Below are 17,033 nucleotides of genomic sequence, written 5' to 3' on the forward strand. Positions count from 1 at the left end.
TGTGTGGCTGTAGGGTTCGACTGATTATACAAAGTAACTACATCATTTATGACATACCAATTGGAGTATGTCATGCCTGATTCTACAAATAAAAATCCATTTTCTAATCCCGATTATGGAAATGATTTAGTTAAAGAACGTACAGAAACGAATCCATTTTTAGACCCTGACTATGGGGTGGAAAAGGGTCGTGGAATTAAAGGGCATGTTAAAGACTTAGGGCTATCACTGGCATCAGGCGTCAATGCTGCAGTTGATAGCGCGATTGGTATTGGTGATATTTATACAGGTGGTCACTTAGGTAAGGTCATTGATAATACTGGTGTATACCAGGCTGGGGAAGGTTCTAAATACTGGTCTGATAAAAAATCAGCTCAAAGCAAAGCTATTGATCAGCAATTTAATGATGCTGAAGGGATTGTCGATAAAGCAAAAGTAGCAATCTCCAATCCATCCAAGATCGTTAATGCCGTTGCCGAATCTGTACCGGCCATGCTGGCGGGCGGTGCTTTAGGCCGCGGCGCAAGTGTTGCAAGCAAGGGGCTGGTTTCTCCCGTAGCTGCTGGTGCTGTTGGTGAAGGCTTGATTATGGCGGGTGGGCAGGCATCACAAATCCGGCAGGAAAACCATAATAATTTACTGAGTGATGATCAGACAGCAATATCTGCGGCCACAGGTGCTGCTGGCTCTTTATTTGGTTTTATAGGCGGAAAAATTGCACAGAAACTTGGAATTGCTGATGTTCATACTGCAATGGCTGGCGGTGCAGTAAACGCTGGATTAAAAGATGCTGCTCAAACTGCAGCGCAGCAAATAAAATTATCTGATATTCCTAAAAGCATGGTTATGGGTGCAATCTCTGAAGGCCTGCTTGAAGAATTGCCACAGTCTGTTTCAGAACAAGTCCTGCAAAATTTTGCATTAGGCAAAGAATGGAACGATGGATTAGATGATGCCATTGTTATGGGAACACTGGCAGGCATGGCGATGGGTGGTTCATTTTCCGGTGTTGGGAAGACGAAACAATATTTAGCCCAGCCATCGCAAAACAATGCGGATAGCGCAACAGCAGAATCCTTAAACCCTGATGTATCACCGAGTGGACCATTAGGCGGAGGCGGACCGGGTAATGCGGCTTTGGATCAAGAGACGCGATTTGGAAATGCCAGTGCAGATCAGAATACACGGACATTTACAGATAATGGCCAAAATATTCAGCAGGCAAACTTTCCATACACAGCAGGCCAAGAACCATCAAAAAATTTTCAGCCGGGTGAGCAAACAGAATCACAACGTATGGGCTTAGACCCAAAGGCAGGTCCTCTTTCAGCTGCTGCTGCCACTGCTGTAGATTCAGGGATTTCAGGGAATTTGACATCAGCGGCGAAACCGTTGCAAGAAACAACTGCTTTAGATGGGCTTAGTGATTTTGGCTATCAGCCTAATTTAGAATTTGAACAGCCTGCGGCGAATGAGTCTCAACCGGATGGATTTCAGCCAATAGAAAGCATAGATGCTGATTTTGGAGAAATTGATCATCCTTTGGCTGATTGGTCAAAAGCCGATGCAAATCAGCGTATTCAATGGGCTAAAGATGCTGGCCTAAATCCAATTCAGCAAAGGCATGCAGTTAATACGAATTGGCCTAAATTGTCCGAAGATCTGCGTGAAAAAATCACTGCTGCAATGCCAAGTTATGCTGTCGAACCAGCTTTTCCGGCTGATTCATCAGAAACTGCAGCATCAGTTGAACAAAAAAATCAGTTGCCATTTAAGCAGCGTATTCAAGATGCGCATGTTAATGATCCATCACAAAAGATGAAATTGATACAGGATGAAATTGCTACAGGTCGTCCACGCGCTGAGGTTTTAGCGGAGGTTAGCAAAGCTGTAAAAGAAATCAGTGATTTTCAAACAGCTATTGGCAAAATAGAAGCGAGTGAACCGAATAGTGGATCAGATGCTCCCCTCAGCAATGGGGGTAGTAATGTCACAAAGAGCTTTCATACTCAGCCTTTAGATCATGGCGCACTGAATGTTCCATTGTCTAAACGTGGAAATATCGATGCGCAATTAGATCAATATAAAAAAGAGCAAGCAGCTTTAGAAAATGAAAAGCGCGAAATTCTAAAAGGCAATCATGCGGATGCGCAATCGACAGTAAAGCCCATGTTTGAAGCCTTGTCTGCAGAACAAATCAAAATCTACGCAAATAAGGCTGGTATCAAACCAAGTGAAGCCAAAAAAGAATTAAAGAGTATGGCGCACTGGCAGCCCCAAAAGGCCCTTAAGGTATTTCAGGCGTTGCAGGAGCTTCAATCTAAACAAGATGAATCCAAAACTCTACCAGGCACACCAAGCTTTGTTCCTTTAAATACACAGGAGGTTCAAAAACTTGAACAGCAACTCGCAGATGCGAAAAGTGTGCCGCAAAAAGCGCGCCTGCGTAAACAGATTGTTGCATTGCAAAAAGATAATCCGATTGATCAGGCTGCGCATGAAGCAGCAACCAGCATTCAGAATGATTTGCCAGCACCAACTCAAGCGCAGATTGAAGCTGGAAACTACAAGAAAGGCCACATCAAAGTTCATGGCTTAGAAATTGCGGTAGAGAATCCACGAGGTTCAGAGCGCCGAGGTACTGATCCTGATGGTAAAGAATGGGCGCACAAAATGAGCGACCATTACGGCTACATTAAACGCACCACTGGCGCGGATAATGAACATATAGATACCTATGTTGGCCATAATCCTGAGTCGGAACATGTATTCATTGTTGATCAGATGGATCAGCAAACAGGCGGATTTGATGAACATAAAGTCATGCTTGGCTTTAACTCACAGGAAGAAGCAGTAAATGCATATCAATCCAATTTTGATAAAGGCTGGAAAGTTGGCCCTGTCCGCTCAATGACCAAAGATGAGTTTAAGGATTGGCTGGAAAATGGGAATACGCAAAAACCCGCAGGTGAAAGCCCTCAACAATCTAAAGTAAGTAATGAGGTTACTAAGTCAAACCCCTTGGAGAAGACAGATAGTTCATCTAAAACAGAAAGTCTTAAAATTAAGATCCAGTCTGATTCAGGTTTAACGCATAGTATCCCAGCAATACTGATGGATCAGGTACATAAGCTGGGTGATGTGGTGAATGACTTGGCAAGCATGAAGACTGATGGCGTAAAAACTGATGTGCTGTATGGCAAGCAATTGCTGGCCAAGATTGCCAAGCTGAACCCTGATGTACATGTGCATATCGTTTCTGATTTAGGCAGTATTAAAGATAATACGATTCGAGCAGGTTTGGTTGATGGTGGATATTATGTGCCAGCACAGAATACTAGCTATATTTACCCAAAATCCGATGCTTGGGAAAGCTCAGTACTGGAGTTGATTAATCATGAGTTGGTTCATACCGTAACTGAATATTCTCTGTCACACGGGGTAGTTTCAGATCAGCTACTAACTGAGCTACAACAAATTCGCGAACAGATTGATGCTTATCGCTGGGAGAATCCAGAAGGTTTATCAGAGAATGTGAAAAACCGTTTTGCTTATTTGATTGGAACAAATCCAGATCATGAAACGCTTGCAGTTGGTATAGCTGAATCAGAAGTGCGTCAGGCATTAAAATCTATTATTGGTGAAAGTGGATTATCACAGCTTGATGCTATATATAATGAAATTTCCTCAAATCAGGTAGAACAAAATGAGCAACGCGAGCAAGGCCAAAATACTGGAAATGGGAAAAGCACAAGCAATGGAAATCTATCAGAAGTTGAGTCTAGAGCAGCAGAAAGAAGTCGAGGACTTTCCCAAGAAACTGGAGCAAGTCAGCAGTATGACGGAAGTACACGAACTGACCAAACCGATTTATCTACTGGTGAAAAACAGCAAGGCTTAACGGATAAGTCTGGCGACAAAAAACGTTTTAGCCGCACAGAAAATTCTGCGGCATCATCTGCTGTGGCACAGGTGCGTGAAGCTCTAGTCAGCCGCTTTGGTGAAAAAACCATTGCTGATTTGGAAGCGCAAGGCGTTCTCAACATTGTTCAGGATCAGCGTGAAGGCATGACCGGCAATGTTGAAGGCTGGTATGAAAATGGCAAAGTGACATTGGTCGCATCTAATTTAGATGCTGACAGCGCCGTGGCTACATTTCTGCATGAATTGGGTGGGCATGGCGGTTTTCAGAACCTGATGAACAAGGATGCTTATGTAGATCTAATGCGCCAATTTGAGCGCATGGTTGAGCAAGGCAATCCTGCAGCACTGGAAGCCAAACGACTTGCAGAGCGTGAATTGCAGCGTGAAGTGCAGCTGGATGAGTACCTTCCATACATGATCACGCTGGCATCGCAAATGCAGACACGCAATGTTGCTCAAAAAGCGGCAATGAAGCGTTTCATGGATCGATTGATTTCTGCCGTTAAAGCATGGCTGTATGACAAAGGCATTCAGCTGAATCTGAATGAAAATGATGTGCTGGCCTTGGCTGAGCGCATGGTAGAAAAACAAAGTGGAATTTCTGCAGTACAACGTGTGAAGCAGCAGCTGCAAAATACTTCAACATGGATGAAGGCCCCCAATGGGCAGCCGACCAATTTAACTGAACAGCAGTGGCTGCAAGTGCGTACACCGGCATTTAAGCGCTGGTTTGGAGATTGGCAAAATAGCCCGGCACAAGCATCTCGAGCCATGGATAAAAATGGCGAGCCGAAAATTTACTATCATGGCACTGCAGCAGAATTTAATAAGTTTAACCGTGGCGGGGGATTACTGGGCCGCGGGGTATATCTTACTGACGATATCGCTACCGCTGAAATGTATGCTGATGTTAAATCAGCGGGTAAAACAAGTGGACGCATTATTCCATTGTTTGTAAACACCAAGCAGACGATGCAGGCAACGGAAAAAACCAGCCGTGACCAAATTGAGCGGGCGTCTGCATCGGGGCGGTTTGATGGCATCCGCCATTCCTTTAGTGACATGGATTTCTTGGTAGCGTTCAATCCAAATCAGGTGAAACATGCACTGAATAATGATGGCAGCTTTGATGATAAAAATGAGGATATTCGTTTCAGCCGTCAGTTTGATGCTGAACAGACATTAAACGCATTAAGCAATAGCATCAAAGCGCTAAGTATGAAAAGCGTGAAAGACCATGCTGGTTTTAAATTTACTGATCTTCTTGGCCTTGGATTGCAAGCGCTTGGCCGCCGCCAGTTAACAGAAATCTACAGCAAGCTTTTGCCACCATTGACTCAATATAACGATTTGGCTGCGCAAATGGATGCTGATAAAAACGATGCAGGTGCTAAGGCAGATGAACTTGTCAGAGCCTGGTCAAAAGTTAAGGATGAAAAGCCGCTGGCTGAACTCATGCACGAATCCACCTTAGCGCAAATAGACCCCTCTAAACCGCATGAATCTGGCGATAGCGTAACGAAGTATAAAAAACTGCATGCTCAATACAATGCCTTAAGCCCAGAAGCTCAAAAAGTTTATGCTGATACCCGTGATGAGTATAAAGATCAGCTGACGAATGTTAAACAGGCTATTAAAGACCGTATTGTCCGGGCCAGCATGAGCAATGAGAAAAAAGCAGAGCTAATGCAGCAGATGGATGACCAATTCTTTAAAGCATTAAAGGGGGTTTATTTCCCGTTGGCGCGATTCGGTAAGTATGTTGTGATTGTGCGCGACAAAAAAGGTGTAGTCGAAAGTGTCAGCCGTGCTGAAACTATGGCTGAAGCTCAAAAATCCCGTGCAGAACTGTTTGAAATATTCCCTGACAGCACAATTGATCAAGTCATATTAGATAAAGAATTCAATGCAAGCCGTGATGCTGTTGGACGCGGGTTTATGACCAATCTATTTAATGAGCTAGGCAATATGGGATTGGATGCAGCCAGACAGGTTGAGCTTCAGGATGTGCTAGGACAATTGTATTTGAACTCTATGCCTGATTTATCTTGGGCCAAACACGGCATTCACCGTAAAGGCACAGCAGGATTTAGCCAAGATGCGCGCCGTGCCTTTGCGCAGAATATGTTTCATGGTGCCAGTTATTTAGCAAAATTAAGATATTCAGATTTATTGTCTGAGCAGCTGGATGCGATGCAAAAGCATGCTTCCGTTTCCCGTAAAAATGACCCCGCATATGATCAGCCTAAGGCGCAGCGGGTAATTAATGAAATGAATTTACGTCATGAAAATCTGATGAATCCTAAATCAAACCCGCTTTCCAGTACCTTGACCAGTGTGGGCTTTATTTATTATTTAGGACTTTCACCTGCTGCAGCTATGGTCAATTTATCGCAAACAGCATTAGTTGCTTATCCGATTATGGGCGCCAAATGGGGATTTGATAAAGCTGGTAAGGAATTGTTGAAGGCGTCGAATGACTTTAGGAAAGGTGTTGATTTTCATAAGGTGAAATGGGAAGGCACGAAAACAGATCTTTATAAGGCCGTCAGTGCGGATATTTCTAAGTTATTAAATAAAGATGAGCAAAAAGCTTATAAAGATGCAGTAGACCGTGGTGTTATTGATGTAACTCAGGCGCATGATTTGGCAGGTATTGCTCAAGGTGAAGACTCAGGCGTGATGTGGAAAATGCGCCCGATTATGCGCGCAGCCAGCACCATGTTTCATAGTGCAGAGCGGTTCAACCGTGAGGTTACTTTTATTGCTGCATATCGGCTTGCACGTAATGCTGGCTCTTCACACGATCAGGCTTTCGATCAGGCGGTAGATGCCACATACAAAGGGCACTTTGATTACAGCAGCGGTAACCGCCCGCGTGTCATGCAAGGCAATGTTGCCAAAGTACTGTTGCTGTTTAAACAGTTTTGCCAAAACATGATTTACACGCTTTCACGTCAAGCATATCAGTCTATTAAAGCTGATTCTCAGGCCGAACGATTGGAGGCGAGAAAGGCATTGGCATCAGTCCTGGTTATGCATGCTGCATTCGCTGGGGTGCTCGGCTTGCCTGTAGTGGGTATGCTGTTATCTGCAGCCTCTTGGATGGGCGGTGATGATGATGACCCATGGGATGCTGAAATTGCATTAAGAAATTATTTGGCTGAGGCATTTAACCCAACCATTTCGAATTTGATTATGAAAGGTGCGCCGCGTGCATTAACTCCGATAGATATGTCTGGCCGTGTGGGTATTAACAATATGCTATTGCCGGACGTACAAGAGGGCCTTGAAGGAAAACGCTGGGCCGAATCCGCAATGGCAGCGGCGCTTGGCCCTGTTGCAGGTATTGGCACCAATGTTATTAAAGGCGCTCAAGAAATTTCAGAAGGCCACAATATGCGAGGTATCGAAACCATGCTGCCGGTCTTTTTGAAAAACTTTGCAAAAACTCAACGTTATGCTGATGAGGGTGTTCAGGATAAAACCGGCGTTTCGATTATGGATGAAGTCAGCTCTATGGACCTGCTTGTTCAAGGCATGGGATTTTCGCCAAGTGATATCCGAACGGCAAATGAAGGAAAATCTGCCATTTATCAGCTGGACCGCAAATTGAATGAGCGTAGAGGCAGTTTAATGACGTTATGGTCTAGGGCTAAAATGATGGATGATCAAGATGAAATGGATAGTTTGTGGGCTGAAATACAAGGCTTTAATGAAAAAAATCCATCCCGTAGGATTACACGGTTAAATTTAAATCAAAGCTATCGTAACCGTCAGCGCCGTATTGATCGATCTGAAGACGGAATATATTTGTCTAAAAATCACCAAGACGCGCGCGAGGCAGGAAGATTCGCTTTTGGGCAATAATTGGTGTTAGACTGCACGCCGTTTTCAACTCATTGGTCTGGGTGAAACGAGGGCGGATTGCATACTTTATATAGAATGCAATCTGCTTTTTTTTTGCCTACAGAAATCAAATTAGAAATTAAACATTATTTTGTTAGCACTCTGTAGGGTTCGCTGTATACCGCAGAAATAAAGAGACTGTTCATATGAACAGCTTTTTTTTGGAATGGCAAGTATGCAAGAAAATACGATCCCGTGGATTATCAAGATAATCCCTGCAATTGTCGGGGCGATTCTTGCCCTTGTGTTAAGCGGCGATATTGATAAAGACGGAAAAATTCAAATTTCAATGGGAGTGATTGGCAAGTTTGTCGCCAGTGTCACTGTAAGCTTGTACGGTGGATCAGCCTTTATTGAACACTTTGACCTGCTGAAAGCATCAACGATGTACCAAGGTTTTGTGATGCTGATGTTTGCGGTTTTTGGCCTTCTTGCGATTGGCATTTTATACCAATCGATTGCACTGCTAAAAGGCAAACCCTTACCAGAAGTCATTTCAGAAATTAAATCGGCATTTCTCTCTATTTGGGGGAATGGCAAGGGCGGGGAATGATTCATGAGCAAAAAACTGACCGATGCGCAGATAGGCGATCAAGCGAAAGCACTGGGTGTAGAAGCAGCTGCTTTAAAGGCGGTTCATGAAGTGGAGTGCCGGGGATCAGGATTTAATTCTGATGATACTCCTGTCATTCTCTTTGAGCGCCATGTAATGCGTCAGCGCCTGATTGCGAATGGCCAAGCAAAAACAGTTGATGTGATGATGGCCAAATGCCCGGATCTATGCAGCAAAAGTACAGGGGGTTATGGCTTATATTCTGCTCAGCATAGCCGTTTAAATGCCGCAGCGCAGTATCATCGGGCATCTGCTTTAGAGTCGGCAAGCTGGGGCATTGGGCAGGTCATGGGCTATCATTGGAAGGCATTAGGATATGCATCACTTCAGGCATTTATTAATGCAATGTATAAAGATGAAGCCTCGCAGCTTGATGCTATGTGTCGATACATTGAAGTGAATGGCCTGATCAACGCTTTAAAGAACAAAGACTGGAAGGTATTTGCACGCAGTTATAACGGTGTTGCATATGCCAAGAATAGCTACGATATAAAGCTGGCCAATGCTTATAAGAAGTGGGTAGCCAAGTGAGGCTGGCTGCTTTATTGCTGTGCATCCTACTCTCAGGCTGCACAGCGCATTCGATTTCTACAAAAGTTCATGTCACTGTATGCGTGCAGTGTGTGAATTGAAAAGCCTTCTATACGGGCGTACTTTTTAATATTTGCTGTATTTTAATTCTATCAAGTTGTTGTTCATTTTGGATTGAACTTAGTAGTGACGAAATCCAAATGATAGTAATAAAGCATCTTTCTGCAGTGAAATTGTCTATATTTGACCCGTGTAAAACATCGTTTCTTTCATTATGGAATTTTTTATTATGACTTGAGTCAAACTTATAATTTTCTAATCTTAGAAAATTATTATTTATACTTTTGGATAAATCAATTTTTTTACTTAAACCTGTAATGACTTGGTTGTCCTTTTTATAAACTGTTTTACCATTTTTATTAAATTTAACTATAATATTTTTAAAGATTAAATAGTCCGTAATTATGCCTTCAAGTATTGAGTGAAGCAGGCATGAGCAGCCTGCAAAATAATTTAGATCATATAATTTTAGAGCTTCTTCTAAGCAAACTTTCCTTTTTTTAAACATGGTATCTATTTCTATTTCGTCGAAATATTTTAATAAGCCATTTTGAAAATTTTCTTGGTTTACAAGTTTTAAAATTGTTAAGTCTCTAACTTCAAAATTATCAAGAGCCAGTTTAAAAATTTGGCGATATGGGATAATCTCTAATGCTTCTGATAGGTTTTCATTTTCTTCCATTTCTGAAAGCATTTTATCTATTTGTGGGGCAGTTTTTTCATGATGTTGTATAGCCACAGATATATTTTGTAATGTTTGTTGAAACTTGGGGTTTTTCGCTATTTTGTGGGCATTCCTAGCTATATCTGTAAAGGGTTGAAGTATTTTATTGAAGTTTTGCATGATAGTTTCAGAATCGTATTTATTCATTATTACCTCTAAATTTATCCAAAAAAGTATTTTCTAAAAAACGGAATAAAATCATTATTAATAATTAAATAATGATTTTAATTAGGAACCTTTAGGCCTTTGATGCAGTAATCATGAATTTGATCATGAAGGTTTATCGTTTCTTGTAACCAGTCTTCATAAGTAGTAAGTTTTCTGACTCCATTAATTTCAGCAGTAAGCGCATCTTTCTTAAAAACACTTAAAACTTCTTGAATCTCAATTTTAAGGCTATCTTGTCTTGAGTCTGTGTAGGGCCTAAAAATATCATAGTATTTTAAAGGAGGTTTTCCAGTTATTTTTTGATTTTCTTCTATGATGACTTCATAATATATCCTATATTTCTCCAAGAATAATATTCTAAAGAAGTGTGAGAAACAATAACAATGCTTATCAAACTTATTATAAAGATCAATTAGTGTGTAATCATTTTTTAAATGGCTATATATTTTTATGTTAGGGAATAAATTTAGAGTTGATATAACTAAATCGATTCTATTTCTTTCAAGATAATCGGTTTTAACTATAAAAGATGTTTCAATATTTTTCAAGTTAATAGAATCAGATCTTGCTTTTAATAACTCAATATAAAGTGGTTTAAGATCCATAAGAATATTGCTAAGTAAAGTATTTTCTAATTCATAGTTTTTTTCATCGCGCCAATCATTGAATAAGTTTGCTGCAATATATGCGGCAATAAGAGTTGTTATTCCTCCAAAAAAACCTGAAGCTGTTGCAAGTGAATCTTTAAGCAAAAGTAACGTTTTAGATTCAGCATTAGAGTAGAACCAAAAAATACATGCAAATAGAAAAATGCATGCAAATATTGTTACTTGAATAATTGAGGAAATTAAACGGGTAAATCTCATATTATATAAAAATAAAAAACTTATACCAATAAATCTATTATTATACAACTTGCCCGTACTACTAAAATTTTGTTCTATCTATTTATCATTAACATCCCATCCCAGCTAAAGTAATCCCTCGTCAAGCTCCCTCGACTCATAGACCAGCCACGGTTGGGTATTTTACAAGGGCCGATCGCAAGCTTACTATCTCCAAATTTCACTTTAACGCTTTCCAACGCACATTGTAGCTTTTCTTTTTTCTCAATCGATTCTGTATCAGTCAGTAGATCTGGGATATATAAAGCTTTATTCTCAATGCATGTCAAAATCACACCACACTTTTTAAACTCAATACCCTCTTGAAATAGTTCGCCCATTTTTTTCATCACAGCTTTATTCATGACTGCAGCAGAGTCGGTAGGGTCAGCGAAGCCAATGCTGATCGATTTCTTATAAAAGGGCTTATTCTTGTCGAATGGATTAGATTCAGCAAAAGCAATCACGCAACCACAGAGGCTATTGTCTTCGCGCAGCCGCTTGACTGCTGACTGCAGATAATCACTCATTGCCTCAGACAAAGATTCTTTATCCGTTACACGTTGCCCGAATGACCTTGATGAGATAATTTGTTTTTTTGCGGGTGGGGCATGCTCAATCTCAATACATGAGATGCCTTGCAGTTCAGCCACTGTCTTTGACATTACTATGCTGAACAGCTTCTGCATATTGCGCGGCTCAGTGCGTGCAAGATCATAAACGGTCTTGATACCCATACTGTGCAGTTTCTTGCTGTGCTGCCGGCCAACTCCCCAGACCTCACTCACATCGATTAGGCTTTTAAAGTAGTCTTTATGCTTTGGATCCATTGAGACCAAATTACACACCCCGCCGAATCGCTTGCCTTTCTTTGCCATGTGATTGGCAATCTTAGCCTCAGTTTTACTGCGGCCAATGCCGACGCAAACCGGCAGCCCAATCCATTTCGCAATTCGCTGCCGCATGTCCTGAGCATATTCGGTCAAGTCAAATAGATGCTCATAAGCAGTTAGATCCAAAAAACATTCATCGATCGAATAAATTTCTTGCTCGCCGGGGCCGACATATTCAGCAAGAATCGAGTGAAAGCGCTTCGACATTTCAGCATACAGCTTATAATTGCTCGAAAGGACTTGGACATTATGCTGTTCAACAATATCTTTGATCTTGAATAGGGGAATACCCATTTTGATCCCAATATCTTTGGCTTCCTGCGAACGTGCGACTGCGCATCCATCATTGTTGCTGAGTACAATCACCGGTTTATTGTTCAATTTTGGCTGAAACAAGCGCTCGCAGCTGACGTAGCAATTATTGACGTCAATCAGTGCATAGATCTTTTGTTCATGCTTCATCTGAAACTCTTAATGACGCGCGTAACCACGCCCCAAATAACCATCTCTTGGCCATCTTCCAAATGAATGTCCTGAAAGTCAGGATTTTCAGTTTTAAGCCAGCGGTTATCACCATCAATCATTAGACGCTTAACAGTAAAATCGTTATCTACAAGCGCGATTACTATATCCCTATGTTTTGCTTCTAGGCTGCGATCAACAATCAATTCATCATTGATGTCTAAGCCAATATTGATCATGGAAAGGGAATTAACGCGCACCATAAAAGTTGCATTTATGTTATGAATAAGGTGTTCATTCAGATCCAGCTTTTTATCGATATAATCTTGAGCTGGAGAGGGAAATCCTGCCTGAACACGCTCAATTGCAAGTGGGATTTCAACATGTGTTGTCGGGTCAATTTGGCGTATATCAGAAACTTCAATTTCCTTTTTTGTTTTCTTCAGATATTCTTTGATTTCTACAATGCGAGACTCGGGAACGCGCAACACTTTAGTTGCTTCGCCATACTCATGTTTCCGCCCAGCTCCATCGCGTTTACCGCCATGTTTCGGCTCTTCCATTTCTTAATCTCGATTGTGTAACATAATCAAGATTCTAAAGACTGCTCAAAATAAATTCAAATTTAAAAACTGTGGATAATCAAAGCAGAGTTTGCTGCGGTGTTTTTTCTGACGGACGGTTCTTTGGAAATGCAACAAACTCATCTGGCACATCAAAGAAAAATTCATGCGCTTCTTCAAAATTCGTGTTGAGCCAATCTTCACGATATTCTTCCGGTATCACGATGATGCTTCGCTTCTCATCATTGGGTGCATGAAACTGTTTCATAAAAGGATGTGTATCTGCATTGATCGTCAGCATGCTCATTGATCGAATCTGCTCATCATTAATCACCGCGCTTTCATAGATGGCAGCAACGGTAAAAGGCATGCCGTCTTCGCGTGCTATGCCATACCAGTGGGGTTTCCCATTGATATACTTTGGCTCGTATATAGTTTCAACGGGAATCAGAGCAAACTGGTTTCTGTGCCAAGCATTCTTAAAGCTCGGCTTTTCTGCTACGGTTTCAGTGCGCGCATTGTATGTATGACGGCCATATTTGAGTTCTTTGGCCCATTTCGGGATCATCCCAAATTTAGCGCAGCGCCATTCAATATTGCCCTTATTGCTAAAGACTAAAGGGGAGTTGTAGGTAGGAAATATTTCATCAGGAAATTCGAGTTGAGTTGGCTCAGGTAGATTTAAGAGAAAGGCCCGGTCTCGCTTTATCGCTTCAAAGTTTGAGCACATAGACTTCATCCTGATTTTTAATTATCATCCCTGCACAAATAATAACCCAAAAGAATAAAAATGACTTTAAACCAAATCAAGAAACCATCAACAACATTCAAGATCATCAGCACTGTACTTGCTGCTTTAGGCATCGCGTTGTTCATTTATTTTCAGTATCAAATGAGGCCCGAAGTACTTGGAGGCTTTAAAGAAGGAACTGAGCAGTACAATGGCTATCGATATGCGCGTGACAATCAACTCAAATCTGCAGATAAATGTGACGATGAAAAAAATGATCCACAGATGAAAGTGAATGCAAAATTTTTGGAAGGGTGTGAGGCATTTTTTAAACAAAAAAATACGCTATAGAAGTAATGCCATCGTAATTCCCAAATTACAAATAGTAACAAGGTTGAATGCAGTGCAATGTTTTAAAACCCTCAATTGAGGGTTTTCTTCTCTATAAGATTTGAAATTTCAACATCAAAATATTTAGATATATCGAACCATTTTTCTATTTCTTTTTCCCACTTAAATATTCGATCTGATTCTATTTTTAAAACATCTAAACCTTTAATACTAAAATGAGTTGTATCAGATGGTAATTGTTGCCAATCAACGGTAGCACTCTCTTTAAACCAATTTTCCCAGGCATTTTGTATATAGGGAACAACAAAACATTGCTGAATATCATTCCACGCAAATATGTTTTGTATATTAGAGTTTTCTTTATACATATCTTTAATGCTTTTAGTTGGCCTGAAAGATTTCATAAAGCTTTCCAGCAGGACCTTATTAAAATCAAATTCCGTTTTAATAATATCTGGTGTTTGGCACTGAGAATAAACTTCTTCGGCATCGGCAATATCTGCAGCTGATACATATCTTTGACTAAGTGCGAAACGTGAATAGTTTTCGTCATATTGCTGACGTGCAAATTGTATTGCTTCTGAGTAGTCTAAACGAGTACCACGCTTTCTTAAATTGACATACCGCTTTAGGCTGTTCCACGAAGAATGCAATGTAATTGTTTGCAGTTGTGGAATAGTAAAGCCATCTTCTGCATAGCGTGTTGCTGCCTCATGGCGTAAATCATGAAATCTTAGATCTTCTATACCGTTTAAACGACATGCCCTACGGAAATAATCAGATACAGTCTGCACATTAACGGGCAATAAGAGCTCATCGCTATATCCTAGTTCTAGCATTTGTTTGCGTGTAGATGGTTCCAGCAATTCATTGATAATGAGAAGGGCATTAGGCTCCAAATGTGCATATTTATGATTGCCTTTTGAGCCATCTGGGTTTTTCACATCACGGATTTTCCATTGATTATTTTTCCGATCAAAATCCTCTAAGCGCATTTCACATAGTTCGCCTTCTCGACGACCGGTATATATTGCAAGCCACATGACCAGGTGCATAGGAATAGCATTGCGGACACGCTTCCAGCCTTTATAAAAATGATTTGTTAGAACATGCAGTTCTTCCGATGTAATTAGGCGATCACGTTCTTTTGACTTTGTAACAATCCTAGCTTTTTTAAGACCTATGATAGAGTTGGATAGTTCATTTTTGGCATTAACAACGTCTTCACCCCATACAAGCTCAGCATGATTAAGTACGGATGAGATATGAGATAAATCCTTCAAAGCTGTGGCGGGCGCAACACCATCAATCATTTCAAGCGGATTACCTTTTCTGCGCTCAATCGCAAATGATGAAAAATCTTGGCGTGATAAAGTGAAAACATCTTTTTGCGCTATATCATAGTTGCAGATATTTTTTAACGCTGCGGTTTTTGTTGTAGCAAACTCATCGCCAATTTCACCCAAATATTGAGTAATGAATTGCTCTAAAGTTTTTGACACAACTGCAGCTTCTGGATTTAGAATAGCGGGATTAAGAAGGATTTCAGCTTCAAATCGTTTAATCCATTCTTTGGCTAACGATTCTTTCGCAAAAGTCCTTGTCTTAATAAACGGTGGTAAACCTTTACGAGTAATTCGTATTTGAGCTCTATAGCGAGTTTTGCCATCCGCCGTAGTTCGTTCTGCAATTGTTCCCATATTTACGCCATAGTTTTTTATTTACGCCATAATGGTGATTATGGCGCAAATTAGGCGTAAAGAATAGTTGAGAATGATTGAAAATGATGTAAAACCTTTAAGAATATGGGAAAGTAAAAATTGAGTAAAAACAACGTTATTGCAGAATTGTTTGATAAATCAAAGCATTCCCCTATTTTTGTCGCGCCGATGGCGGGCGTCACTGACCGCCCATTCAGAACATTGTGCAAATACTTTGGCGCAGGCCATGCAGTCAGTGAAATGATGACCGCAGATAAAACGCTGCGTATGAGCAAAAAGAGTTTATACCGCGCGAATTTTGATGGCGAAATTGCGCCAATTTCTGCACAAATTGCAGGTTCAGATCCGCAAGAGCTCGCTGAAGCAGCGCGCTATCAAGTTGCTAATGGTGCGCAGATTGTCGACATTAATATGGGCTGCCCTGCAAAAAAAGTCTGCAATAAGCTGGCAGGTTCTGCTTTGCTACAGGATGAGGATTTGGTTGCGCGTATCTTGGATACGGTTGTGGCAGCTGTAGATATTCCGGTCACGCTGAAAACACGTTTGGGCTATTTAAATGGTCATGAAAATATTATGCGCGTTGCAAAGCGCGCAGAAGAAGCGGGTATCGCCGCCTTGGCCTTGCATGGCCGGACCCGTGAAGATATGTATTTAAATACTGCCCGCTATTCGCTGATTAAAGGCGTGAAAAGCATGTTGAACATTCCAGTGATTGCTAATGGCGATATTGACAGTCCTGAAAAAGCTAAATATGTGCTGGATTATACAGGTGTGGATGCCGTGATGATTGGCCGCGCTGCGCAGGGGCGTCCGTGGATTTTTCGTGAAATTGCCCATTATCTGGAAACAGGCGAATACTTGACTGCACCCAATATTGAAGAAGTCAAAACTGTATTGCTTGGCCATTTAAGCGAGCTGTATGAGTTTTATGGTGAATATTCAGGCTGCCGGATTTCGCGCAAGCATATTGCCTGGTATACCAAAGGCCTGCGCTCCAGCAATGAATTCCGTCAAAATATGTACAAGGTTGAATCTACAGCTGATCAATACAAAGTTGTCGAAGAATATTTTGACCATCTTTTAGTGCATGGCGCAATTATGAGTGATGTGCAAACAGAGGCTGTAAATTTATTGGATCATTAATTTTTGAACAGCATCTATTTATATGCTTAAAGAGGTTTAAAAAAATATTGGCATGTATTGCGTCATTTATTTTATGTTTTGAGGCGGGGCTTCAATTTTCGCCAATGCATCAGTTTGACTTTGTGAGGCGGGATCAGTTTTGATTTTTTCTGGGCTCAGCTGCACAGATGAATTGCTGGCGGCAGTATGGTCTGCCTTGATATGCATCGCTGTATCCACTGAAAAACCGATTAAAACCAATGCAAGCAGAGCGATAGCCATAGGGTTGAGCTTTTATTTAAAAATAATGTATCTAAATTTACATAATTATAACAAAAATTAATATCCCTATTTTTAGGTATTTTTTAATAATTTTAA

The 17,033-nt window shown here is 40.9% G+C and carries 12 protein-coding genes; 5 read left to right on the top strand and 7 right to left on the bottom strand.

What is annotated here, in order from left to right; translation table 11 throughout:
• The first annotated feature begins 72 nt into the window (after window positions 1-72).
• The 3 genes from OKC24_RS01995 to OKC24_RS02005 all read left to right on the top strand — a co-directional run bounded on the left by OKC24_RS01995 (window position 73) and on the right by OKC24_RS02005 (window position 8,977).
• Window positions 73-7,794 carry a PLxRFG domain-containing protein gene (locus tag OKC24_RS01995; RefSeq protein ID WP_265464682.1) on the top strand — a complete coding sequence of 2,574 codons (7,722 nt, stop codon included), beginning with the start codon at window positions 73-75 and terminating at the stop codon, window positions 7,792-7,794.
• 214 nt (window positions 7,795-8,008) lie between these two features.
• Window positions 8,009-8,386 carry a hypothetical protein gene (locus OKC24_RS02000; RefSeq protein WP_265464684.1) on the top strand — a complete coding sequence of 126 codons (378 nt, stop codon included), beginning with the start codon at window positions 8,009-8,011 and terminating at the stop codon, window positions 8,384-8,386.
• A gap of 3 nt (window positions 8,387-8,389) precedes the next feature.
• Window positions 8,390-8,977 carry an N-acetylmuramidase family protein gene (locus OKC24_RS02005; RefSeq protein WP_265464686.1) on the top strand — a complete coding sequence of 196 codons (588 nt, stop codon included), beginning with the start codon at window positions 8,390-8,392 and terminating at the stop codon, window positions 8,975-8,977.
• A gap of 109 nt (window positions 8,978-9,086) precedes the next feature.
• Here OKC24_RS02005 and OKC24_RS02010 read toward each other — a convergent pair whose 3' ends face one another.
• From OKC24_RS02010 to OKC24_RS02030, 5 genes are all read right to left on the bottom strand, one after another.
• A complete protein-coding gene (locus OKC24_RS02010; RefSeq protein ID WP_265464687.1) occupies window positions 9,087-9,908 on the bottom strand; it encodes a hypothetical protein in 822 nt (273 codons plus the stop codon).
• A gap of 77 nt (window positions 9,909-9,985) precedes the next feature.
• Window positions 9,986-10,681 carry a hypothetical protein gene (locus OKC24_RS02015; protein ID WP_265464688.1) on the bottom strand — a complete coding sequence of 232 codons (696 nt, stop codon included), beginning with the start codon at window positions 10,679-10,681 and terminating at the stop codon, window positions 9,986-9,988.
• A gap of 188 nt (window positions 10,682-10,869) precedes the next feature.
• Window positions 10,870-12,168: a Y-family DNA polymerase gene (locus OKC24_RS02020; protein ID WP_265464689.1), complete on the bottom strand. Its 1,299-nt coding sequence runs from the start codon at window positions 12,166-12,168 to the stop codon at window positions 10,870-10,872.
• A complete protein-coding gene (locus OKC24_RS02025; RefSeq protein ID WP_265464691.1) occupies window positions 12,165-12,731 on the bottom strand; it encodes a LexA family protein in 567 nt (188 codons plus the stop codon). The genes OKC24_RS02020 and OKC24_RS02025 overlap by 4 nt, the downstream gene beginning before the upstream one ends.
• A gap of 79 nt (window positions 12,732-12,810) precedes the next feature.
• Window positions 12,811-13,461, bottom strand: a complete 651-nt coding sequence (locus OKC24_RS02030; RefSeq protein ID WP_265464692.1) for an SOS response-associated peptidase family protein — start codon at window positions 13,459-13,461, stop codon at window positions 12,811-12,813.
• 60 nt (window positions 13,462-13,521) lie between these two features.
• On the opposite strand from OKC24_RS02030, the gene OKC24_RS02035 reads away from it, so the two are divergent.
• Window positions 13,522-13,812, top strand: a complete 291-nt coding sequence (locus OKC24_RS02035; protein WP_265464694.1) for a hypothetical protein — start codon at window positions 13,522-13,524, stop codon at window positions 13,810-13,812.
• A 71-nt stretch (window positions 13,813-13,883) separates the two neighbouring features.
• On the opposite strand, the gene OKC24_RS02040 is transcribed toward OKC24_RS02035, so the two are convergent.
• Window positions 13,884-15,512, bottom strand: a complete 1,629-nt coding sequence (locus OKC24_RS02040) for a tyrosine-type recombinase/integrase (RefSeq protein WP_265464696.1) — start codon at window positions 15,510-15,512, stop codon at window positions 13,884-13,886.
• Window positions 15,513-15,659: 147 nt separating this feature from the next.
• Here OKC24_RS02040 and dusB point away from each other — a divergent pair, with 147 nt between their 5' ends.
• Entirely contained in the window at window positions 15,660-16,676 is a 1,017-nt protein-coding gene (gene dusB, locus OKC24_RS02045) for a tRNA dihydrouridine synthase DusB (RefSeq protein ID WP_265464739.1), read from the top strand.
• Window positions 16,677-16,742: 66 nt separating this feature from the next.
• On the opposite strand, the gene OKC24_RS02050 is transcribed toward dusB, so the two are convergent.
• Window positions 16,743-16,937: a hypothetical protein gene (locus OKC24_RS02050; RefSeq protein ID WP_130144607.1), complete on the bottom strand. Its 195-nt coding sequence runs from the start codon at window positions 16,935-16,937 to the stop codon at window positions 16,743-16,745.
• Between the last annotated feature and the right edge of the window lie 96 nt (window positions 16,938-17,033).

Origin of the sequence: Acinetobacter entericus, from assembly GCF_026168575.1 — a bacterium.
Lineage (GTDB): Bacteria > Pseudomonadota > Gammaproteobacteria > Pseudomonadales > Moraxellaceae > Acinetobacter > Acinetobacter bouvetii.